This window comes from Haloarcula halophila, assembly GCF_029278565.1.
In the GTDB taxonomy this organism is placed as follows: domain Archaea; phylum Halobacteriota; class Halobacteria; order Halobacteriales; family Haloarculaceae; genus Haloarcula; species Haloarcula halophila.
Genome location: NZ_CP119559.1, coordinates 2,743,046 through 2,764,474, shown reverse-complemented (window position 1 = coordinate 2,764,474; position 21,429 = coordinate 2,743,046). Strand labels below are relative to the sequence as shown.

Here is a 21,429-nt window from a genome sequence, read left to right as displayed (position 1 = left end):
TCCGCATTACAGCGTTTGCGTCGGGCGTAAACACACATAACATTCTTAATTTAGGGGTTTCAGTGTCAACGTAGCTCAGGAGATTCCAGTATGGATAACGTACCTGAAGACATCCTCCCCGACGCACTGTCACGACGACGATTGATGCAAAGCGCAGCCGGGATAGCCGCCGCGACCGTGGCCGGCTGTCAAGGTGACGGCGGCAGCGGTGGCAGTGACGGCGGTAGCGGTTCGGTCGACCCCGTCCAGGACCGGGTCGAAGTCACGCCCAGCGAGATCCAGGAAGGTGGGACCTTCCGGACGGCGGTTGGCGCCAATCCCGACACCTTCGAGTTCGCCGAGAGTTCCTCCGCGCAGGCGACGATCATGCACAACCTCATCTTCGAGGGATTGACCACGACCAGCGCGAGCGGCGAGATCTACTCGTGGCTCGCCGAATCCTACGAACGCGTCGACGTCCAGGAGGCGAGCCCGGCCGATTACACGGACTATATGACGACGGCTCCGTACGCGGAAGGCGAGGAGGGAGCCGTGTTCATCGACACGGACGAACAGATCGTCCTCCAGGATCCCGACAACCCGGACAGTCCCTCCGCCGGTGACGAGGCCCGCATCCTCACCGTAGCCGAAGCCCCCGATGCGGTCGCCGACGGCACCTACGGGATGCACTTCCGGTTCCAGCTCCACGAGGGCGTGCCCTTCCACAACGGCGAGGAGATGACCGCCGACAACGTGGTCGCCTCCTACAACCGCCTCCAGAACTCCAGTTTCTCGGGGCAGGTGTACGACTCCTTGCTGCACATCGCCGCTGACGGCGACTACACCGTCGACCTCTACGTACAAACCCCCGACGCCGCTGCGATCCGGGAACTCAGCGATCTCCCGATCTATCCCTCGGAGATCACGGACAACCTCGAACTGGGCCAGATGGACCCCCGCCAGGGGAACATGCCCCTCGGAACCGGCCCGTTCCAGTTGGCCGAGTTCGCCAACGAGGACTTCGCCCGCTTCACGAAGTTCGAGGACCACTGGTTCGAGACCGGCATGAAAGACTGGTTCGACGGCCCCTCCGAGTTCCCGAACGGCCCCGTCGTCGACGAGGTCGACATCTCGATCATCTCCTCGGACGCCCAGCGGTCGGCCGCACTCCAGAACGACGAGATCGACATGGCCTTCGGGCTGACCGCCGGCACGCTGACCAACTTCCAAGAGTCCGAGGAGTACCGGACCGCCCCGACCAACGGCGCCGGCTACACGTTCCTGCAGTTCCCGGTCCGGCAAGAGCCCTGGACCAACGCGAAGCTCCGCCGTGCCGTCAACAAACTGATCCCGCGCCAGACCATCTCCGACGAGATCTTCCAGGGGTGGGAGCAGCCGGCCTGGGTCCCGCTGCCGCCGCTTGCCGCGGGTGCCGGCTCGACCGACTACGACGCGATGGTCGAAGACCTCCGGAGTTACAACACCTACGACACCGAGGAGGCCACCCAACTCGCCCAGGAAGCGGTCGACGAGTTGGGCATCGAGACGCCCATCGAGATCACGCTGGAGACGAACTCTGACAACGACGACCGCGTCCGGACCGTCGAACTCATCGCCGAGTCGATGAACCAGACGGAGTTTTTCGACGTGACGGTAAACACCAAGGAGTTCCTCACGTTCATCAGCCAACTGCTCAGCGAGAACTACTGGCAGGAGGGGAAACTCGCCTTCATCGGGCTCTCCGGCGGGTTCAACCCCCACGGCTACGCGAAGTCGGTTCACCACCCGGACAACTTCGCCCAGTGTTGTAACTTCCAGAACATCGACATCCAGGAGCTCAACGAGCAGCTCCGGGAGGCACGCTACGGGGTCGACGTGGTCGAGGACCCGTCGCTCCGGGCCGAACGCTACGAGACGGTCTGGGAGACGGTCCTGGAGCAGAACGCGAACTCCTACGGAACCCACAGCACACTTGTCGGCGTCGTCAACGACTCCGTCAACGGGTTCAACACCTATCCGAGTACCCAGGACATCGTCGGCTACGCGATGTACAACGCCCCCGACCAACAGGTCACCTACCTCGATCAGTGAGGGTCTCCCCGCGTTAGATCATGAGCCTGCGACGATTCATCCTCAAGCGACTGTTGCTGGTGTTCCCGATACTGTTCGGTGTCTCGGTGATCACGTTCGCGCTCGTCCAGTTGACACCGGGTGATCCGGTCGACGTCGTGGTGGCGTTGAACCCGGATATCTCGCCGGCCGAGGAGGCGCGACTGCGCGCACGGTACGGGTTGAACGACCCCATCTGGTCGCAGTACGTCCAGTGGCTGACCGACATCCTTCGAGGGGACTTCGGGACGGTTATCGCGACCGATCGGGCCGTCAGTACGGTCATCGTCGAACGACTTCCCGAGACGATTGCACTGGGACTGTTCGGCTGGGTGTTCGCGGTCGTCATCGCGATCCCGACCGGGATCTACGCAGCCGTCCGGAAAGACGAGTTGGGCGACCACGTCAGCCGCTTCGTCGCGCTGTCGGGCATCTCGATCCCGAACTTCTGGCTGGGGCTGATGTTGATCCTGATCGGGGCACTCGTCATCGATGCGTGGCCGGTGTTGCCCCCGCGGAAACCCCTGTATCACCCTGCGACACTGTGGTATCTACTGTTGCCGGGCATCACTATCGGGACCGCGTCGGCGTCGACGCTGATGCGTATCATGCGCTCGTCGATGGCCGAGGAGATGAACAAAGAGTACGTGACGGCCGCCCGCGCCAAGGGCCTGCCCGAACGGACGGTCGTGCTCAAACACGTCCTCCGGAACTCGCTGATCTCGGTGACGACGGTCGCGGCGTTCCTGACCGCGAGCATCGTCGCCGGATCGGTCGTCGTCGAGGCCGTCTTCGGCTGGCCGGGGCTGGGACAGGCGCTTGTCGGGGCCGTCAGGAACCGCGAGATCGACCTCATCCTGGCGATCACGCTCTTCATCGGGGTGGCGATCATCCTGGCGAACCTGGCGGCTGACATCATGTACGCGGTACTGGACCCACGGATCAGGTACGATTGACAATGTCTACTGACCGAGGACGGATCCGGGTAACCGGGTTCGACACGGATCGAGTGACCGAGCGAGAACCACTGTCGGACTGGAGCGAAGCCACGGGTGCGGAGACCATGAGTCGGTGGCGGCGAGCACTCCAGCGGTTCCGCCAGAACCGGGTCGCGATGCTCGGGGTCTACGTCGTCGCGGCGATGTCGCTGCTGGCGATCTTCGCCCGCCCGATCACGATCAGCGGGATCACCGTCCAGCCCATCGCGATCGCGCCCTACGACCCGAGCAACATCCTGTATCTGGACCCCACTGCCGACGTGGGTCGGTACGACCCCCCGACCCTCGCACACCCGATGGGGACCGACGCATCCGGGCGTGACCTGTTCTCACGAGTCCTCGTCGGCGGCCGCCGCAGCATCTCGATCGGCTTCGTCGTGGTGGGGATCACCGCCACGTTCGGCCTCGTCTACGGGGCCGTCGCGGCCTACTACGGCGGCTGGATCGACGAGGTACTGATGCGTTTCGTCGACGTGATGATCGCGTTCCCCGGGCTGGTGCTGGCGCTCGTGATCGTCGCGCTGCTGGGCGGCGGCTACTGGCCGCTGGTCATCGCCTTCTCCGTGCCCGGCTGGACCGGCTACGCACGGATCATCCGCGGGGAGATCCTCTCTGTGAAGGAAAACGAGTACGTGCTGGCCGCACAGGCGCTGGGCGCCCGCGACCGGTCGGTCATCTTCCGGCACATCGTCCCGAACGCGATGGCGCCGCTGATCGTCCAGGCCTCGCTGTCCATCGGGACGGTCGTGATCGGCGTCGCCGCGCTCGGGTTCCTGGGCCTGGGCTTCGAGCCCGGGACGCCCGAGTGGGGGACGATGCTCGACCAGACCCGCGAGACGCTGATCCAGGGGCCACAGGGGACGATCCCCTGGTGGGCGACGGTGTTTCCCGGCGGCGCGATCTTCCTGTTCGTGATGGCGATGAACATGATCGGTGACGGCGTCAACGACGCCTTGGACGCCCAAGAGGTCGGCAACGTCGACCAGGGAGGTGGCGGATGAGCCTGCTGGAAGTCGACGACCTCACGGTGAACTTCTACACCGAGGACGGGGTCGTCACGGCCGCCGACGGCCTCTCCTACCGCATCGACCGAGGCGAGACCTTCGGCGTCGTCGGCGAGAGCGGGGCCGGCAAGAGCGTCACCGCCCTGTCCCTGATGCGCCTCATCGAGGACCCCGGCCGGATCGAGAGCGGCGAGATCCGGTTCAAGGGCGAGGACATCCGCTCGATGAGCGAGGAAGAGGTCCGGTCGGTTCGGGGCAACGAGATCGCGATGATCTTCCAGGACGCTCAGACCGCGCTCAACCCCGTCTACTCCGTCGGCGAGCAGATCGCCGAGGCGATCCGCCATCACATGGACTACGACGACGAAGCCGCCCGCAAGCGGACGGTCCGCCTGCTGGATCGGGTCGGCATCCCGGACGCCGAAAGTCGGTACGACGACTACCCCCACGAGTTCTCCGGCGGGATGCAACAGCGGGCGGTCATCGCGATGGCGCTGTCCTGTGACCCGGACCTGCTGATCGCCGACGAACCGACGACGGCCCTGGACGTGACCACCGAGGCGAAGATCCTCGACCAGATCGAGGACCTGGCCGAGGAGTTCGACACCGCGGTCCAGTTGATCACCCACGACCTGGGCGTCGTCGCGAAGATCTGTGAGCGCGTGATGGTGATGTACGCCGGCCGCCCCGTCGAGAAAGCGCCGGTCGAGGAGTTGTACTACGATCCGAAACACCCCTACACGGTCGGGCTGATGAGTTCGATCCCGCGGATCGGCGACGAGCGCGAACGGCTCCAGACCATCCCCGGGACGATGCCGGATCTCGTGGAGGTCCCGCCAGGGTGTAGCTTCCACCCGCGGTGTCCCTACGCCGAGGAGTCCTGTACCCGCAAACAGCCTGGGCTGGTGGACCCCGAGACCGGGGAGCCGGCCGCTGACGACGCCGAACGCGCTAGCGCGTGTCTGGCCTACACCGGGGACCTCGACGGGGAACTCGACTACGAGGTCGTCGTCGACAGGGAGAGAGACGGAGGCGACGGGAGCGAAGACAGCACCGATAGCGGGACCAGAGAGGAGGAACAGGATGCCTGGTGAGGAGCCGATCCTCCGTGCGGAGAACGTCACGAAGTACTACGACGCCTCCAGCGGGTTCATCGACAGCCTACTGGGCGGCGACCAGTACGTCAAGGCCGTCGACGGCGTCGACCTCGAACTCATGGAGGGCGAGACCTTGGGAGTCGTCGGCGAGAGCGGCTGTGGGAAGACGACGCTCGGTCGCACGCTCCTGCGGCTCACCGAACCGACCGACGGCTCGGTGTACTACCGCGGCGACGACCTCACGGAGATGGGATCGAGCGAACTCCGTGGCCTGCGGACGGACCTCCAGTACATTTTCCAGGACCCCTTCGCCAGCCTCAACCCGCGGCTCACCGTCGGCGACATCATCGGCGAACCGCTGGACATCCACGACATCGCGTCGGGCGAGGAACGGACCCAACGTATCTACGACCTACTGGAGACCGTCGGGCTCAACCCCAGCCACACCCACCGGTATCCACACGAGTTCTCCGGCGGGCAGCGCCAGCGCATCGGCATCGCGCGGGCGCTGGCGGTCGATCCGGAGGTCATCATCTGCGACGAGCCGGTGTCGGCACTGGACGTCTCGGTGCAGGCACAGATCCTCAACCTCTTAGAGGAACTCCAGGCGGACTTGGGGCTGTCGTACGTCTTCATCGCCCACGATCTGAGCGTCGTCGAGCACATCTCGGACCGCATCGGCGTGATGTATCTGGGCGAGTTCGCCGAGGTCGGCACCACCCGGGAAGTGTTCGAGCCGCCACACCACCCCTACACCGAGGCGCTGCTGTCTGCAGTGCCCGAACCGGACCCGTTGTGGGAGAGCGAGGAGATCTTCCTCCCCGGGACGGTCCCCTCGCCGATGGACCCGCCGTCGGGCTGTCGGTTCCACACGCGCTGTCCGGAGATCATCCAGCCGGAGGGGTACGACATGTCACAGGCGGTCTGGCGGTCGGTTATGGATCTGAAGCTCCGTCTGCGCCAGGCCGAGGGGCTGGAGTCGGTCACCGCCGTCACGGAGGCGGCCGACGACCCGGCCACCGTCGACCGGGCGACGCTCGGTGACCTGGTCCGCGAGGAGTTCGACCTCCCAGAACGGGTGTCGGACTCCCAGGCCGAAGACGAACTCTCGACGGCCATCGACGAGTTGCACGCCGGCGACATCGCCGGCGCGACCGAGCAGTTAGCCGACGCCTTCGAGTCGCCCTGCGAGCGACGGCACCCGGAGATGATCGAGACCGGCGAGAGCCACGCGATCGCCTGCCTGCGCTACGAGGCGGAGTTCGACGACGGCCACGCCAGCGCGACCGACGGGGCGACCGCCAGCGACTGACCGAAGAAACGGTTTCAACGACCGACACCCTAGAGAACCAATGCGTCGCATCTACGAATCCCAGGCCGTCTCGCGAGACGACGAGGACGCCTTTACCCCCAACGAGCGCGACGAGGGGGTCCAGCCCCAGGCGATGCGGTCGGTGCCCGGCCGGCGGTTGAGCGGCCTGCTCGTCCCCGAGTGGCTGTGTTACCGCGCGCTGTCGGTCGCCGTCGAGACACCGAAGGCGACCTTCGAGGTCGGGGAACCCGTCCCGATCCGCGTGACGATGCGCAACGCCCTGCCGATTCCCGTGACGGTGGCCACGGAGTCGCCGCTGCTGTGGACCTGGCACGTCGACGACGTCCCGGAGGCCTCACACGTCGAGCGGCCCATCGCCGACGACCCCGGGGAGTTCGCCTTCGACCGCGGCGAGCGCAAGACATTCACCCGCAACTGGCACCAGTCGTTCCGCGTCAGCGAAGACGAGTGGGAACCGGCCGGACCGGGCGAACACACCATCGGGGCGCACCTGAACGTTCCCGAGGCGGCCGAGAAGGGCGTCGACGCCGAGACGACGATCCGCGTCGAGGAGTGACCTTTACTTTCGGCCCGTACGATCCTGCGCTATGAGCAGCGACGGTGCGTCGGTGATCGACCGGCTCAGAGATCCCGAGTACACTGGCGACAACCGCTGTTGGCCGTGTACGGTCGTCAACCTCGGGATCGCTGTGGCCGCCTGTGGAACGGTCGCAGTCCTGTGGGTGGAACTGGGTGCGGTCCTGTTCGGGCTCTCGCTGTCGGCGATCTATCTCAAGGGGTATCTCGTCCCCGGGACGCCGACGCTGACGACGCGATACCTCCCCGAACCCGTGTTGCAGGCGTTCGGAAAGGGGTCGGCGACACCGCGGGACCCAGGGGCCGACCGGGAGTGGGAAACCGTCGCGAAGGTCAGAGCCCACCGCGAGAACGCCGTCGACGTCGACGAGTTCCTCCGGGACGCCGGCGTCGTCGAGAACGGCGACGGGAAGCCGGGGCGGGAGCTATCCGTCGGGTTCCGGTCGGCGCTGTGGGAGCGGGTCGATCCGGAAGCCGGCGAGTCGGCCGTTCGAGAGGGACTCGTGACCCTGTTCGACGTGTCGCCGGCCGAGATCACCGCCGAGGACGAGCCCTATCCCGCCTTCGTCGTCGACAAACGGGTGCGTCACTGGCCCTCCGAGAGCGCGCTGGCGGTCGACCTCGCTGCCGACGCGATCCTGCGGGAACGAAGCGAAGACTGGCCGGCGGTGCCCCTCGAACAGCGGCTCGACGCGCTGGGGACGGTACGGACCCTGACCGAGCAGTGTCCGGCCTGTGGCGGGGCCGTCGCCGAGACCAGCGACACTGTCGAGGCCTGTTGTGGCGTCCACGAGGTGGTGGGCGTCCAGTGTGTCGACTGCGGGGAGCGACTGGCCGAGCTGGACGCGACAACCGACGACGCGAAACTCACCTCCTGACGATGGACAAGCAAGCTCTCCGCGAGCAGGTGTGGGACGCGCTGGAGGCCGAGGGGATCGCCCGCTTCCCGTTCCCGCCACACGGACGCATCCCGAACGTCGCCGGCGCCGACGAGGCGGCCGAACGGCTCGCCGAGACAGCCGTCTGGACCGACGCCGAGACGGTCAAAGCCAACCCGGACGCGCCACAGCTTCCGGTCCGACGCCGCGCGCTCCGGGCGGGCAAGACCGTCTACATGGCAGTCCCGCGGCTCCGCGAGGCAGACTGTTTCTACGAACTCGACCCGGCACGGCTCGACGATATCGAGCGGGCGCCGACGGTCTCGAACGTCGCCGACCACGCTCGGCAGGTCGGCCCCGAGGCGGTCGGTACCGTCGATCTCGTCGTCTCGGGCTCGGTCGCCGTCACCGAAGCCGGGGCACGGATCGGCAAGGGCGAGGGGTTCAGCGACCTGGAGTTCGCCGTCCTCCGGGAACTCGACCTGGTCACCGACGAGACGGCGGTCGCCACGACCGTCCACGAACGTCAGGTCGCGGGCGGCCCTTCGGGTGCCGTCGAGTCGGCGTCGGTCCCCGTCGACGACCACGACGTCCCGATGGACTGGGTCGTCACGCCCGACCGCACCGTCGAGACCGAGACGCCCTACAGACGCCCGTCCGGTGTCGACTGGGGAGCGCTGCCCCCCGAGCGGATCGACGAGATCCCGGTGTTGGCCGCTCATGCGCCGGATCGGTGAACTCCCTGGCGTCACGTGGCCCCGTGTTCTTTACGCACGGCACCCTAGAGATGAGTATGGACAACCCCGGACACGTCGGGGATATACGAACCGACAGCGAGGAATCGAACGCCGTCGGGCTGTTGTACGTCGGTGGTAGCGACGGGTCGGAGACGGTGACCGCGGCAGTTAGCGCCGCGACCACGCCCTTCGAACTCTACACCTGCAGCCGCGTCTCCGAAGCCTTGGAACTCATTGCGACGGAGCCGATCGACTGTGTCGTCACGGAGCAGACGCTCCCCGAACGGACCGGACTGGCACTGCTGGGGGAGATCAGGGAGCGAGCGGACGATCTCCCCGTCATCCTGTTTGCCGACGACGGGGACGAGTCGGTCGCCAGCGAGGCGATCTCCCTGGGCGTCACCGACTACATAGCGAAGACGCCGAGCGAAGAACAGACCGACCTGCTCCTGCGTCGAGTCGCGGCGGTCGTCACGGAGCGGGACGAACGGCAGGCGATCCTCGATCGTATGACCGACGCGTTCTTCGCGCTGGATCGGAACTGGGAGTTCACGTATCTCAACGACCGCGGCCGGGAGATCGTCCGAGAGGCCGCAAGCGAGCACGTCTCGACCGACGAACTCGTCGGACGCAACATCTGGGAGGTCCTCCCGGAAGCCATCGGCACGGAGTTCTACGAACAGTACCACGACGCGATGGACGAGCAGTCCCCCGTCGTGTTCGAAGCCAAGTACGAGACACTGGACACGTGGTTCGAAGTCCGCGGGTACCCCTCCTCGACAGGGCTGTCCGTCTACTTTCGGGACATCACCGACCGGGTAGCGCGCGAACAGTCGATCACGCGACGGGAGCGGGCGCTCAGGGAGATGTACCGTGTGACGGCACAGAAGGAGACACCGCTCGAAACGAAGGTCGAGTCGCTGCTTGCCATCGGCAAGGACCTGCTCGGAACGGAGTTCGGTGCGCTCTCCCGTATCGAGGGCGAGACGTACGTCTTCGAGATCACCGACACCCCCGAGAACGGCCCGAAACCCGGTGATACGGTCCCGCTGTCGACGACCAACTGTGAGCGAGCGATCGTCGAAGAGGAGACACTGGTCCTCTCCGACATCGCCGAACAGGCACCCGAACTGACCGACCGAGCGGGCTTTATCGATCAGGGGGTTCGTTGTTATCTCGGGACGCCCGTCGTCGTCGACGGGTCGGTGACCGGGACGTTCTGTTTCTACGACCAGGCGGCCCGGACAGAGCCCTTCTCGGAGTGGGAGGTCACGCTGGTCGAACTGATGGGGAACTGGGTCAGCTACGAGCGCGAGCGCCAGCGTCGCGAGCAGGCGCTGACACGCGAGCGAAACCGGATGGCCGACTTCGCGAGCTTCGTGAGTCACGACCTTCGCAACCCGCTCAACGTCGCAGTCGGTCGCCTCGACCTGATCGAAGACGAGTACGACGGCGACCCGGAACACGTCAGCACGGTCGAATCGGCACTGGAACGGATGGACGACCTCATCGAGGACGCGCTGACGCTCGCTCGGGCGACCGAGTCGTCGAGACGACGACGGTCGACGCCGGTGCGGTCGCCCGCTCGGCCTGGGCCGGGATCAGTGACGAGTCGGCGACGCTGGACGTCGTCGACTCGTTTACGCTGGAAGGCGACGAGAACCGCCTCCGACAGCTGTTCGAGAACCTCTTTCGGAACGCCGTGGAACACGCCGGAGACGGAACGGCGGGAGTGACCGTCCGCGTCGGCCCGCTTTCGGACGACAGTGGCTTCTTCGTCGCCGACGACGGCCAGGGGATTCCCGCCGACGAGCGCGAGCAGGTGTTCGAGAAGGGGTACACCACGTCCACCGAGGGGACGGGGCTTGGACTGCGGATCGTCAACGAGATCGCGACGGCCCACGGTGGCGAGGTGACCGTCACCGAGAGCGAGGACGGTGGCGCGCGCTTCGAAATCCGCGGGATAACTGTCGATAGCTCTTGAGTCAGGTATTTTTAGTACCACCGTCGAAAGTACTAGCGGTATGGGAGCTGCAATCAAAGCGCTCTCCGACACGGGGACGTTGCTGCGTCACAACCCGGTGATCGTCCTGCTGGGTGCGCTCTCGATGGCGGTACTCGCGGTCGTCAACTTCGTGTTGGGGCTCATTCCGCTGGTAGGAACTCTCGTATCGTTGTTCGTCTATCCGGCCTTCATCGCTGGACTGCTCTCGCTGATCTACGCCGGTCGGGACGGGAGAGCCGACGCCTCGGACTTCACCGACGGCCTGGGCGAGCACTACCTCCGGATGCTCGGGGCGTACGGACTGCTGGCGGTCCCGTCGGTCGTCCTGATCGTCGTGGCCGTCGCGGTGACCGTTACCGTCGGTCTGACGGCGACGGAACCCGGATCGGCGGCATCGGCGTCCTCGGCGACGCCGATGCTCCTCGTGTTCGCGCTGGTGGGTCTCGCCGTCGCCGTTGGCTACCTGGGACTCCAGTTTTTCAACGTCGCTATCGTCAGCGGCGCGGGCGTTCTGGAGTCGTTCTCCACGTCGCTATCACTGGCCGCCAGCGCGCCGTTGAGTACGCTCGGGTTCACGATACTGAAGACGGGACTGGGGGCCGTCATGCTCGGTCTCCCGCTCGCGGTCCTGGTCGTGACCGGCGCCGGACTGAGCGAACTCACCGCCGGCAGCAACCCGCTCGCCGGCGGCGTCCTCGTGTTGGGACTGCTCGCGTACTGGCTCGTCGGGATCCCGCTGTGGCGGGTCGTCAGCAACACCTACCACGTGGCGTACTTCAACCGCCGGCAGTTCGCCTGACGGTGGGGTCGCGACGACGCGTTACTCCAGTTGCGCCGTACAGTCCCTGATCAACCCGTCGAGGTTCTCGGGAAGGGTCGGGTGGTAGGCCCGGTCGGGCAGGTCCCGGACGTCCAGGCCGAGTTCGACGACGATCTGGAGCGCCTTCGCGAAACTGTCGGCGTGGTAGTGCAGCCCCTGCCAGCCCAGCACCGTCCCGTCGTCGGCGTCGACGACGAGTTTCGCGAGGCCGTCCGGGACGTCCTTGGACTTGAACACCCCGTCGTCGCTGGCCTGGCGGGTCGCCGTGACAACGTCGTAACCGGCCGCGGTGGCGGTCCCTTCGGTGTGGCCGACGCGGGCGAACGGATAGATGCCGAGCCCGGAGAAGATGACGTGGTGGTGGACGTTCTCGTAGGGTTGGGGCTGAGCACCGGCTTCCTGGCGACGGATGTTCTCGGCGGCCGTAAAGCCCTGCTCCTTGGCGACGTGGAGGATCGGTTCCTTCCCGTTGACGTCGCCGATCGCGTAGACGTGGTCGGCGTCACGGGACTGCATCGTCTCCCGAGCCCAGTCGCCCTCGGGGGAGACGCCGGCGTTTTCGAGCCCGAGGCCCTCGACGGTCGGCCGGCGCCCGGTGAAACAGAACAGCTGGTCGGCCTCGTAGGTCTCCTCGCTGCCGTCCTCGAACTCCACGTACAGGCGAACGCCGCCGTCGTCGGTCGGTTCGAGTCGCTGTTCGTAGCAGTTCGTCGGGATGTCGATCGCCCAGTTGTCCTCGTAGATCCGGCGGGCCTCGTCGCCGAAGGCCGGGTCGGCCTCGTCGATCGGCCGCTCGTCGTGTTCGATCACGGTTAGGTCCATCCCGCCGGCCTCCGCGAGGTAGGGGACCATCTCCATCCCGATGTAGCCAAAGCCCATCACGATCCCCGAGTCCGGGAACTCCGTGGCGTGGAGGACGTCCTTGCTCGTCATGAACTCCACGTCCTCGATACCGGGGACGTCGGGGACGTTGACGGACGAACCGGTCGCGACGACGATGTAGTCGGCGTCGTAGTCGGTGCCGCCGGCCCGGACGGTGTGGTCGTCGACGACGGTCGCGGTGTCGTGGACGAACGTCACGTCGTCGCGTTCGGCCATCTCGTGGATCGAGTCCCGGCGGTGGCCGGCCCACCCCCGCGTCCGGTCGTTTTTCGTCTCGACGACGGCCTCCAAGTCGACGTCGGGGATATCCCCGACGAGGCGGTCGTCGTGACGAGCCTGGAACCGGTGGGCCGCCGCCGACAGGACCTCTTTCGAGGGCATACAGCCTTCGAGGATACAGAGCCCACCGCCGGGATCACCGTCGTCGATGAGTGTGAGTTCGATCCCGTCCATCTCGACGAGGTCGCCGGCGGCCGCAGCGCCGGCGCTCCCGTACGCGCCGATGATGACGACGTGAGTCATACCGAAGGCACGGCCTCCGTGGGGATAAATTCTGTAGAAGTGTGTCCGGCCCGGACACGACCGGGCGTTAGTCGTCGGTCCCGGCCGCCTGGTCGGTGACGGCGGCCGTGTCGTCGTCCGGCAGGACTCCGAGCGGGCGGTCGCGATTGAACAGCCGGTCCCAGACGACGAGCACCGACGGGAGGACCAGCAGCGACGTGAGGAAGGCGTAGGCGACCGACATCGCCGTGAGGATGCCGAACTGGCCGATCGCCGGGAACACCGCAAGCGCCAGGACGCCGATGCCGAACACCGTCGTCAGCATGCTGCCGAGCAATGCCCCACCGGTCCCCCGGACGGTCCGGTCGAGCGCCGTCGTCATGTCGTATTCCTCGATCTCGTCGGCGAACCGGTGGGTGACGTGGACGGAGTAGTCGACCCCGAGTCCGATCGTGATCGCCAGCATCGTCGCGGTCAACGCGTTGAGCGGGATCTCCAGGTAGCGCATCGTTCCGGCAAGTAGGGCGACAGTGACGATCACCGGGGCGACGTTCGCGATCCCCAGGGTGGCCCGCCCCTCCAGGAGGTAGTAGATGAGCACCAGGAACAGCGACGCCCCGACCAGTGCGATCGCGAGCGATTGGATCGCCGACTCGAAGATGACGTCCGAGACAGCCTGGAAGACGACGATCGATCCCGTCGCAGTGGCGTCGAACCGGAAGTCCTCCGCGACGGTCCGGGCGTCTTCAGTCACCTCGGAGTTCGAAGCGTCGGACTCGACCGTGTAGACGACCCGCGTGCTCCGGTAGTCCTCGGTAATATAGTTGAGCGCCTGTCCGCGGACCGGGGAGTCCAGCAGGTAGTCGTAGATCTTCTCTAAGTTCTGGTCGGGGACCCCGTTGTCGTTAGCGTCGTTGCGCTCGACGAGTCGCCGGAACTCCTCGTCCCGTTCGGCGTGGTCCTGGATGACCGTCACGATCGACGTCGAGGACGCACGGCCGTCCTCGCGGACGAACGAGTCCGGTGGGTCCGACCCCGCCTGATGGATCTGTTCGAGGGCGCTGTCTTTCCGCATCGGCCCCTCGACGTATATCGTCGCCTGACTGCTCTGGGTCGAGGAGAACTTCTCTTCGAGGAAGTTGGTGATACCGGTCACCGTGTACTCGCTCGGGGCGAACGGTTCGGGTAACTGTTCGAGGTAGTCGGGGTTGTCCTCAGGCGGGAGGAAGTCCTCCTGAGAGAACGACGTGGAGACGCCCGTCGCGTACGCACTCGCGCCGCCGGTGACGACGAGCACGAGCAACAGGAAGACGACCGGTGCCCGCTGGGAGATGACGACACCCCCACGGAGGACGCCACCGAGTGCCGATCCTTCCGAGCCCAGCGGGCTCTGGCTGAACGTCGGGATCGGATACCGTTCCCGCAGACGGTCCAGTTCGACCTTCGCGGCCGGGAGGAACACGCCGAAGATGGCGAAGGTAAACAGGATGCCGACCGCAGCGACGTAGCCGAAGTCCTGGATCGGCGGGAGCGAACTGGTGAGGTTCGCCAGGAAGCCGATCACCGTCGTCCCCGTGACGATGAAGAAGGCGACGATCAGCTGATCGGTCGTGATCTTCATCGAGGTCTCGATGCCTGTCCCGTTCTCACGTTCCTCGCGGTATCGGTTGATCGCGTGAATCCCGAAGTCGATGCCGACCGCCAGCAACAGCGGTGGAACCGCGATGAGCATCTGGGAGAACGGGATGCCGGCAAACCCCATGAACCCGAACGTCCAGATGATCGTCATAAACAGCGAGAGCAGGCCGAGCGCCATGTCCGCGAGGTCCCGATAGGCGATGGTCAGGAACAGGAGGATGAACAACACCGCGGCCGGGACCGTCAGGATGAGCGAGTCAGCGACGACGTTGGAGAACTCGTCGGCGAGGATGCCCGAGCCGAACACCGTGATCCCGTTGGGGCCGGTCGACGAGACGGTGAAGTCCGCTTGTTTCTGGATTCCTGTCAGCGGGCTCGACCCGCCCTGGCCCGACCCCGAGGAGATGCCGGCCGGGACCTCGTGGGTGACGAGCCCGATCGTCGCGGAGGCGCTGGCGGAGCCACGGTTGAAGTCGTTGCTCACCAGCGAGTTGAACTGCGGTGTCTCCGTGGCCGCATCCCGCACTGCCGCGTCGATCTCGCTGTCGGTCGCGCGCTCGACGGCGCGGATCTGTGCCTCGGTGGTGGTCGCCTCAGGGTCGAGCTGTTCGGCGACGAGTCCAGCGGCGGAGGATGTCGACGTGACCCGGAGATTCGCGTGGTCGTTCAGGCGCTTCTGTGACCGGAGCATCCGCAGCATCGACTCCTTCGAGAGGACGTTGTTGCCCTCCTGGATGAGCTGTGTGTTTCCGGTGTCGGTCTCGAAACTGGGGGAGAACTTCGTGTTGACCTGCTGGAGGGCCTCCTCGGCCGGGAGCCCGGTCGTGAACTGTGACGTCCCGGCGTTCGTCGAGACGCCGCCGAGTCCGGCACCGAACAGGAGCGTCACCACTAGGAAAGTGATGACGACTCTCCTGGAGTCATCGACGATGCGGTCGTCGATCCAGTCGATATACCGCTGGTGCTCCATCTTATCGGTACCTGATGTATCCTGCGACGGCGAGCACACTCAGCAGGACGACGGCGCCGATCAGTCCGAGCGGGAGTCCGCCGCCACCGCTGCGTTCCGTGACGGAGATCGGGACCCGGTAGGTGTCAGAGATCGGCGTGTCGCCGTCGGGTTCCTCGTACTGGAAGTCCATCGAGACGGGGTAGGTCTTCTGCATCGCCGTCCCGCTGGCGCTGATACCGAACGTGAGTGTCTCGGACTCACCCGGTTCGAGGCTCGCGATGAACGCCTCGTCGTCGGTTGCCGAGATCGGCGAGTCGGTGAACAACTTCGCCTCGATGTTGGTCAGCCGTTCGTTGTTGACGTTGGTGATCGTGAGTTCGATCGTCTTGGATTGGCCGACAGTGACGTTGACGTCGGTGGTTTCGAGACGGAACTCGTCGGTCCCGTCGGCGACCGACTGCTGTATCTCGATCGTATCGCTCTCGCGGCGGTCACCCTCGCGGTTGCGGTAGCGGGTGGCGAAATCGAACTGGCGGGGGCCGCCCTCGGCGGCGTCCGAGACATCGACACCGAACGAGACCTCCGCCGAGGCCCCGGGTTCGAGGTCCCCGACGGCGTATTCGGTCTTCTGTGGCGAGATGTTGGTGTTGTCGCTCTGCCAGACGAGGACGACGTTGCGAACCGTGTTCCTGCCCGTGTTCGTCAGTGTCGCGTTGAGCCGTCCGTCGTCACCGGCCCGGAGGTTCGATTCGACATCGCTCAGGCTGAACGTCTGTTCGGGTTCGGGCTGGAGTCCGAGTTGGATGTTCTCGTCGGCGCCGGCGTCACCCTCCGGATCGGTGTAGCCGACTGTGGCGACGAGCGCGTAGGGACGCACCTGTGCGTCCTCGCTCGTGGTCGCTTCGACGCGGACCGTCCGGGTCTCGCCGGGCTGCCAGGCCCCGACGTACTGGGTCGACGATTCGGAGCCGCTGAACGAGATATCACTGCTCTGTGAGGTGATCTGGACGGTCGCGTCGTTGACCGCGACAGGCCCGTCGTTGCGGAACGTGACGTTGTAGGTCCCGGTGTCGCCGATGGAAACGTCGCTTTCGAGGTCGGTGACACTGAAGGTCTGTTCGCGCTCCAGATCGACGCCGACGGACCGACGGGCCGAACTGCGGTCCGCCCCCTCTTCGTCCTCGAAGTTCACCGAGAGGTCGAACTCGTAACTGTCGGCTTCGGCGTTGGCCGTCGAGCCGACCCGGTAGCGGAAGGTCCGAACCTCACCCGGTTCCCACTGGGAGACGTACCGGGAACTGGCCTGTTGGCCGCCCACAGAGAGGTCGGAATTACTCGCCTCGAAGGCGACCGACGCGTCACTGGCGGCCTCCGAGCCGGTGTTCTCGACCGTGACCGCCACCGTCCCGGTCGAGGCGACGCGGGCGTTCGAGTCGATGTCGGTGACATCGAACTTCGCACGGTCCGAGACTTCGACCGTGACGTACTCCCGAGTCGTCGCGGTTCGCTCGTCCCGGTCGCCGGTGGTCTCGGAGATGTACTCGGTGTACTTGTACTTCAGATCGACCGGGACTCGGTATGTCCCCGGTTCGGCGTCGTCATGGACTACCACGTTGAAAGAGATGGGCTGGGTGGTCGTCTCGGGCAACGAGCCGTAGACCTGCTGGTCGGTCGTGATCGTGAACGGTCCACCGCCGTCCAACACGTCGACCTGCAGGCCACGAGCGGTGGTTACCTGGCTGTTGTAGTTCGGGTTCCGTGCGGACGCCGTATCCAACGATCCGGTGTTGGTCAACACGACGTCGAAGCTCGTCTCCTCGCCCGGAACGACCGTCGAGTCGGTGAGCGTGGCTGTGATGTCGGGGCTTCCGACGACAGCACCGGCGGCGATGCCGGGAACCAACAACAACAATGCGACAACTGCCAGCGTGAGAAGTGTGCGTGAGTTCATAGCTGTGACTGAGGGCAAACGATACGGGTACTACTCGCGGAACGAAACAGCGTGAGACGGTGGAAACGCGACGTCAGCGACGGACGGGGCAGGGTCGTCTCAGCCCCCCCACGGATGTCTCGGCTGTCGTGATCCATTCCGCGTTCTCGGCTCGAATGAACGTTCGGTTGGTTATCAACGTTGTGGTTCACCCGTCATCTACAGGGTATTTATGCGACCGAACGAATATTCGGTCAGGATGGTCGACGGGGTTCCGTTCAGCGGCGAACCGAGAGATTCACGGGAGGCAATCATGCAAGCGACGTTCTGCGCGCTCCAGGAACACGGCTACGCCGGACTCTCGATCCAGCGTATCGCCGACCAGGCGGAGTTGAGCAAGTCGACGTTCTACCACCACTTCGACGGGAAGGACGACCTGCTGCTGTCGTTTCTGGAGTACATCCTCGATACGTTCGACCAGCTGTTCCAGCTCGAATCCTCGGGGGACCCCCACAACGACCTGAAGACGTTCATGAGCCTGATCCTCGGCGACCTCCCGCACGCGGAGGAACTGCCCGATAGGGACGCCGCGCTACGGGCCTACGTGGAACTGCGCGCACACGCTGTCCGAACCCCCGAGTTCCGCGCGAAGTTCACGGAGACCGACCACCGGTTCACCGACCGGGTGGCGACGATCATCGAGGAAGGGATCGACGAGGGCGTCTTCGCCGACGCCGATCCGGAACTGACGGCCCAGTTCCTGCTGACCATGCTCGACGGGATCGTCCTCCAGAGCGCGACCCGGGAGGACGATCCTGTCGAGCCGATGCGAGAGTCACTGGAAGCGTATATCGACGAGCAGCTTGTGGTCCAAGACGAGACGTAAGCCCGGCACACTCTAGTCGTTCTCGCGGCGGATCGACTCGTGGGCGTCGACGATCCCCTCGAAGTCGTCGATCGCGTCCCGGAGCCCCGCTTGCAGTTCGTCGGCACGGTCCCGCAGTGCCCGGTACTCACTGCTGTCTTCGAGTTGTCTGGACGGCTTCTCCGCTTCGAGGACCGCCAGCTTCGCCGTGATCTGGAAGTACTCGTCGAGACGGTCGTCCTGGTCGGATTGCGAGAGGTGCTGATCGAGTGTCGCCAGTAGCGTCTCCCGGTCGACCGGCTTACAGAGGTAATCGTCGAACCCCATCTCCAGGATGTTCAGGTCGGGATCGACGGCCGTTATCATCACGACAACCCCCTCGTAGCCGCGCTCGCGGAGTCGGTCGAGCACGTCGTCGCCGTGGACATCGGGCATTCGCCGGTCGAGCAAGACCGCGTCGAACGACGGCCCGGCCCTGTCCAGGGCCGCCTCGCCCCCGTAAACCGTCTCCGTCTCGTAGTGCCCCGCGAGGCGAGCAGCCTGCGTGTCCGCGACCGCTGGCTCGTCGTCGACATCAACACGCGACCGCGGGTGGAGGCTGACACAGTCCCTCGCTACGGCAGCGCAGTAAGTATGTCTGGCGGCTCGCCGGATGCGGAAAACGTTAACCCGTGGCCGGGCGACTGACCGGATGATGGCCGGGACATCGGACGAGCAGGACGGGGGTCGGTTCGGGAGCGTCGCGACGATGGTGGTCTGGATCGGGGCCGGTGCGCTCCTCGTCGCCGGCGGGGCGCTCGCCGTCGGTGCGGCCGTCGAACTCCCGCTGTCACAGGCGGTCCTGGGCGGACTGGGGGTCGCACTCGGCGGCGGCATCGGCGCGGTCGGATATCTCGTCTCGGCCGACGACATCCAGCGAGCCGACACGGGACGGACGGGAGACACCGTCGAACTGAACGAAGAGGAGATCCCGTCCCCGGAACCGATCGACCTGTTCGGCGGCCACCCCGATCCGATCCTCTACTACACCGACGAGGGGTACGGCCCGGTCGTTCGGGCCGCAAACGAGGCGTTCGGGGACACGTTCGACGTTCCACCCGCCCGGATCGCCGGGACGCCACTCGGAGAGACACTGATGACGGTCGACTCCGGGGCGATCGACGCCGAATCGGTCACGGACGATGGGTTCGAGACGACCGTCGCCTGTGAGACAGCGGCCGGTCGGAAACAGTTCCGAGTCCGGTCGGTCGGGGACGGGACCGACGGCTACCTGTTGTACACACCGGTAGAGTAAGGGACCAGTCGGTCACCCGGGTCGACGACCGATCTCTTCGAAGGCCGTCTCGATGTCCTCGAACTCCGCGAGGGCCTCGTCCATCTCACCTCTGAGCCGTTCGGCACGCTGTTGGAGCTGTCCCATCTCGTCGCTGTCTTCGATCGACTGTGGCGTCTTCTCGGCTTCCAGGAGCGCGAGCTTCGACGTCGCCTCCAGGTACTCGGTCAGTCGCTGGTCGTAGCGGCGAGCGGCGAGTTGCTGTTCGATCGCGGCGACGAGGTCGTCCTTGTCGACGGGCTTGCACAGGTAGTCGTCGAACGGCATGTCGATGATGTCGAAGTCCGGATCGACGGCTGTGATCATGATGACGCGGATCCCGAGATCGCGGTCACGGATCTCGTCGAGCACGTCGTCGCCCGAGATGTCCGGCATCCGTCGATCTAGCAGGACGACGTCGATGTCGTCGTCGATCATCTCCAGGGCTTCCCCACCGCCGTAAGCTGTCTCGGTCTCGTATTCGTTCCGGAGTCGCAACGCGTAGACGTCCGCGACCTCCGTCTCGTCGTCGACGACGAGGACAGTAGCCTCTGTCACAGTATCCTGTAGTGCCCGCTGTGTACATATAACTATAGCGGGGAACTCCCGGCTCCGGTACGGCTGTAACGGAAGTTTAATGATCGCGTCACGGCGAGATTCGGGATAGGAATGCTCGCGCCGCTGCAACTCATCGACAGCTTCCTGCTGAACTACAACGTTGGCGACGTCCTGTTACTGAGCTTCGTCCTCGGCGCTGTCGGAGTGCTTCCGACGCGATCGCTCCGTCTGCTGGGGCTGCACACGCTTGGCATCGGCGTTGTACTGCTGATCCTCCCGACAGCCACGATGGAGCCCAGCACCGGAAGCGTCCTGACGTCGGCGTTCCAGTACAAGCTGTTCGGCCTCGTGTTGCTCGTGATCGCACCCGTGCTGTTCTCACTGGGTCGGCGCTAGGCGAGTTTCTCCAGCGCGGTGAAGAAATCGAGCGGCGGTCCCGCGAGGCGGATCGGATCACTCGCCCGCGAGATAACGACCTGACACGGCGGTTCGAGCTTCTGTCTGACGCGTCCGTCACTGACCACGACACCCGTGTCTCGATCGCTGACTTCGACGACGATCTCGCTGTCGGCGTCGACGACCAGCGGTGGCATCCCCTCCGCGCCGGCCATCTCGGTGACGATGAGTCCGTGGAGATCGGGGTGGACCAGCGGCCCGCCCTCGCTCAGATTGTACGCCGTCGAGCCAGTCGGTGTCGCGACGAGGACGCCGTCGGCGTGGTTGTCGGTGTAGGTCGCGCCGTCGACTCGAACCCGAAACGTCGCGCCGCCGCCGTGACCGCGATGGGACCCCTGGACGACGACTTCGTTGAGTGCTGGCGAGAGTGTCCACCCGTCGCCACTGGCTCGAATCCGTGCCAGGGCACGGGTCCGTGCGCTACCGGTCTTCTGGATGTGTTCGACCTCGGCGACGACTGTCTCGATCGCCTCCTCGGGTGCGATAGCGTTCAGGAACCCGACTTCGCCGAGGTTGACGCCCATGATCGGCGTCGATCCTGCCCCGCGGGCAGCGTAGAGGAAGGTCCCGTCACCACCGATACTCACGACGAGATCGCAGTCGTCCATGGACTCGACGGGAGCCGTCTCGGGTGGCGCACGCTCCCAGTCGTCGTGGTCCACAGCCGTCTCGCCGGTGGTCTCGTCGACCACGACGGCGGCGGAGACCTCGTCGAGACGGTCCGAGAGCGTACTCGCAAGCGAGATGGCCCGGTCGTTGTTGCGCTGGGCCACGATGCCGACGGTCATACCGATAGCTA

The 21,429-nt window shown here is 65.5% G+C and carries 20 protein-coding genes; 14 read left to right on the top strand and 6 right to left on the bottom strand.

All coding sequences use genetic code 11. The features are described from left to right. The first annotated feature begins 90 nt into the window (after positions 1-90). From P0204_RS14530 to P0204_RS14480, 11 genes are read left to right on the top strand one after another with little or no spacing between them, the layout of a single operon-like run. Positions 91-2,070, top strand: a complete 1,980-nt coding sequence (locus P0204_RS14530; RefSeq protein WP_276180487.1) for an ABC transporter substrate-binding protein — start codon at positions 91-93, stop codon at positions 2,068-2,070. A gap of 20 nt (positions 2,071-2,090) precedes the next feature. Beyond that, a complete protein-coding gene (locus tag P0204_RS14525) occupies positions 2,091-3,044 on the top strand; it encodes an ABC transporter permease (protein WP_276180485.1) in 954 nt (317 codons plus the stop codon). Positions 3,045-3,046: 2 nt separating this feature from the next. Beyond that, entirely contained in the window at positions 3,047-4,087 is a 1,041-nt protein-coding gene (locus P0204_RS14520; protein WP_276180482.1) for an ABC transporter permease, read from the top strand. Next, positions 4,084-5,184 carry an ABC transporter ATP-binding protein gene (locus P0204_RS14515; protein WP_276180480.1) on the top strand — a complete coding sequence of 367 codons (1,101 nt, stop codon included), beginning with the start codon at positions 4,084-4,086 and terminating at the stop codon, positions 5,182-5,184. The genes P0204_RS14520 and P0204_RS14515 overlap by 4 nt, the downstream gene beginning before the upstream one ends. Further along, the gene (locus P0204_RS14510; protein ID WP_276180478.1) at positions 5,174-6,499 is read left to right on the top strand and encodes an ABC transporter ATP-binding protein; all 1,326 of its coding nucleotides are present in this window, start codon (positions 5,174-5,176) and stop codon (positions 6,497-6,499) included. Before P0204_RS14515 ends, P0204_RS14510 begins: the two co-directional genes overlap by 11 nt. Before the next feature lie 40 nt (positions 6,500-6,539). Next, positions 6,540-7,076: a DUF7974 family protein gene (locus P0204_RS14505; RefSeq protein WP_276180476.1), complete on the top strand. Its 537-nt coding sequence runs from the start codon at positions 6,540-6,542 to the stop codon at positions 7,074-7,076. A 31-nt stretch (positions 7,077-7,107) separates the two neighbouring features. Then, on the top strand, positions 7,108-7,974 hold the full coding sequence (locus P0204_RS14500; protein ID WP_276180474.1) for a DUF8054 domain-containing protein: 867 nt from the start codon (positions 7,108-7,110) through the stop codon (positions 7,972-7,974). Between the two features lie 2 nt (positions 7,975-7,976). After that, positions 7,977-8,711, top strand: coding sequence for a 5-formyltetrahydrofolate cyclo-ligase (locus P0204_RS14495; RefSeq protein WP_276180472.1), 735 nt, complete (start codon positions 7,977-7,979; stop codon positions 8,709-8,711). A gap of 56 nt (positions 8,712-8,767) precedes the next feature. Beyond that, complete coding sequence (locus tag P0204_RS14490) at positions 8,768-10,447, top strand: response regulator (protein WP_276180470.1); 1,680 nt, start codon at positions 8,768-8,770, stop codon at positions 10,445-10,447. After that, positions 10,414-10,695, top strand: a complete 282-nt coding sequence (locus tag P0204_RS14485; protein WP_276180468.1) for a sensor histidine kinase — start codon at positions 10,414-10,416, stop codon at positions 10,693-10,695. The genes P0204_RS14490 and P0204_RS14485 overlap by 34 nt, the downstream gene beginning before the upstream one ends. 40 nt (positions 10,696-10,735) lie before the next feature. After that, on the top strand, positions 10,736-11,515 hold the full coding sequence (locus P0204_RS14480) for a DUF7847 domain-containing protein (RefSeq protein WP_276180466.1): 780 nt from the start codon (positions 10,736-10,738) through the stop codon (positions 11,513-11,515). A 21-nt stretch (positions 11,516-11,536) separates the two neighbouring features. Here the strand turns inward: P0204_RS14480 and P0204_RS14475 are convergent, their stop codons facing one another. From P0204_RS14475 to P0204_RS14465, 3 genes are all read right to left on the bottom strand, one after another. Next, positions 11,537-12,940 carry a dihydrolipoyl dehydrogenase family protein gene (locus P0204_RS14475; protein ID WP_276180464.1) on the bottom strand — a complete coding sequence of 468 codons (1,404 nt, stop codon included), beginning with the start codon at positions 12,938-12,940 and terminating at the stop codon, positions 11,537-11,539. A 67-nt stretch (positions 12,941-13,007) separates the two neighbouring features. Further along, complete coding sequence (locus P0204_RS14470) at positions 13,008-15,527, bottom strand: efflux RND transporter permease subunit (protein ID WP_276180462.1); 2,520 nt, start codon at positions 15,525-15,527, stop codon at positions 13,008-13,010. A 1-nt stretch (position 15,528) separates the two neighbouring features. After that, the gene (locus P0204_RS14465) at positions 15,529-17,460 is read right to left on the bottom strand and encodes a COG1361 S-layer family protein (protein WP_276180460.1); all 1,932 of its coding nucleotides are present in this window, start codon (positions 17,458-17,460) and stop codon (positions 15,529-15,531) included. Positions 17,461-17,698: 238 nt separating this feature from the next. On the opposite strand from P0204_RS14465, the gene P0204_RS14460 reads away from it, so the two are divergent. Beyond that, positions 17,699-18,325, top strand: coding sequence for a TetR/AcrR family transcriptional regulator (locus tag P0204_RS14460; protein WP_276180458.1), 627 nt, complete (start codon positions 17,699-17,701; stop codon positions 18,323-18,325). Positions 18,326-18,337: 12 nt separating this feature from the next. Here P0204_RS14460 and P0204_RS14455 read toward each other — a convergent pair whose 3' ends face one another. Then, the gene (locus P0204_RS14455; RefSeq protein WP_379801894.1) at positions 18,338-18,958 is read right to left on the bottom strand and encodes a HalX domain-containing protein; all 621 of its coding nucleotides are present in this window, start codon (positions 18,956-18,958) and stop codon (positions 18,338-18,340) included. Between the two features lie 40 nt (positions 18,959-18,998). Here P0204_RS14455 and P0204_RS14450 point away from each other — a divergent pair, with 40 nt between their 5' ends. Beyond that, positions 18,999-19,598, top strand: a complete 600-nt coding sequence (locus P0204_RS14450; protein ID WP_276180455.1) for a hypothetical protein — start codon at positions 18,999-19,001, stop codon at positions 19,596-19,598. A 12-nt stretch (positions 19,599-19,610) separates the two neighbouring features. Here P0204_RS14450 and P0204_RS14445 read toward each other — a convergent pair whose 3' ends face one another. Then, the gene (locus tag P0204_RS14445) at positions 19,611-20,174 is read right to left on the bottom strand and encodes a response regulator (RefSeq protein ID WP_276180453.1); all 564 of its coding nucleotides are present in this window, start codon (positions 20,172-20,174) and stop codon (positions 19,611-19,613) included. A gap of 111 nt (positions 20,175-20,285) precedes the next feature. Between P0204_RS14445 and P0204_RS14440 the strand changes: the two genes are divergently transcribed. Beyond that, positions 20,286-20,570, top strand: a complete 285-nt coding sequence (locus tag P0204_RS14440) for a DUF8006 family protein (protein WP_276180451.1) — start codon at positions 20,286-20,288, stop codon at positions 20,568-20,570. On the opposite strand, the gene P0204_RS14435 is transcribed toward P0204_RS14440, so the two are convergent. Beyond that, positions 20,567-21,418 carry an NAD(+)/NADH kinase gene (locus tag P0204_RS14435; RefSeq protein ID WP_276180449.1) on the bottom strand — a complete coding sequence of 284 codons (852 nt, stop codon included), beginning with the start codon at positions 21,416-21,418 and terminating at the stop codon, positions 20,567-20,569. The genes P0204_RS14440 and P0204_RS14435 overlap by 4 nt on opposite strands. Between the last annotated feature and the right edge of the window lie 11 nt (positions 21,419-21,429).

Bases quoted from the DNA above. Each gene is read 5' to 3' on its own strand.
- P0204_RS14530 (WP_276180487.1), top strand. From the start codon at position 91: ATGGATAACGTACCTGAAGACATCCTCCCCGACGCACTGTCACGACGA.
- P0204_RS14525 (WP_276180485.1), top strand. From the start codon at position 2,091: ATGAGCCTGCGACGATTCATCCTCAAGCGACTGTTGCTGGTGTTCCCG.
- P0204_RS14520 (WP_276180482.1), top strand. From the start codon at position 3,047: ATGTCTACTGACCGAGGACGGATCCGGGTAACCGGGTTCGACACGGAT.
- P0204_RS14515 (WP_276180480.1), top strand. From the start codon at position 4,084: ATGAGCCTGCTGGAAGTCGACGACCTCACGGTGAACTTCTACACCGAG.
- P0204_RS14510 (WP_276180478.1), top strand. From the start codon at position 5,174: ATGCCTGGTGAGGAGCCGATCCTCCGTGCGGAGAACGTCACGAAGTAC.
- P0204_RS14505 (WP_276180476.1), top strand. From the start codon at position 6,540: ATGCGTCGCATCTACGAATCCCAGGCCGTCTCGCGAGACGACGAGGAC.
- P0204_RS14500 (WP_276180474.1), top strand. From the start codon at position 7,108: ATGAGCAGCGACGGTGCGTCGGTGATCGACCGGCTCAGAGATCCCGAG.
- P0204_RS14495 (WP_276180472.1), top strand. From the start codon at position 7,977: ATGGACAAGCAAGCTCTCCGCGAGCAGGTGTGGGACGCGCTGGAGGCC.
- P0204_RS14490 (WP_276180470.1), top strand. From the start codon at position 8,768: ATGGACAACCCCGGACACGTCGGGGATATACGAACCGACAGCGAGGAA.
- P0204_RS14480 (WP_276180466.1), top strand. From the start codon at position 10,736: ATGGGAGCTGCAATCAAAGCGCTCTCCGACACGGGGACGTTGCTGCGT.
- P0204_RS14475 (WP_276180464.1), bottom strand. From the start codon at position 12,940: ATGACTCACGTCGTCATCATCGGCGCGTACGGGAGCGCCGGCGCTGCG.
- P0204_RS14470 (WP_276180462.1), bottom strand. From the start codon at position 15,527: ATGGAGCACCAGCGGTATATCGACTGGATCGACGACCGCATCGTCGAT.
- P0204_RS14465 (WP_276180460.1), bottom strand. From the start codon at position 17,460: ATGAACTCACGCACACTTCTCACGCTGGCAGTTGTCGCATTGTTGTTG.
- P0204_RS14460 (WP_276180458.1), top strand. From the start codon at position 17,699: ATGGTCGACGGGGTTCCGTTCAGCGGCGAACCGAGAGATTCACGGGAG.
- P0204_RS14450 (WP_276180455.1), top strand. From the start codon at position 18,999: ATGGCCGGGACATCGGACGAGCAGGACGGGGGTCGGTTCGGGAGCGTC.
- P0204_RS14440 (WP_276180451.1), top strand. From the start codon at position 20,286: ATGCTCGCGCCGCTGCAACTCATCGACAGCTTCCTGCTGAACTACAAC.
- P0204_RS14435 (WP_276180449.1), bottom strand. From the start codon at position 21,418: ATGACCGTCGGCATCGTGGCCCAGCGCAACAACGACCGGGCCATCTCG.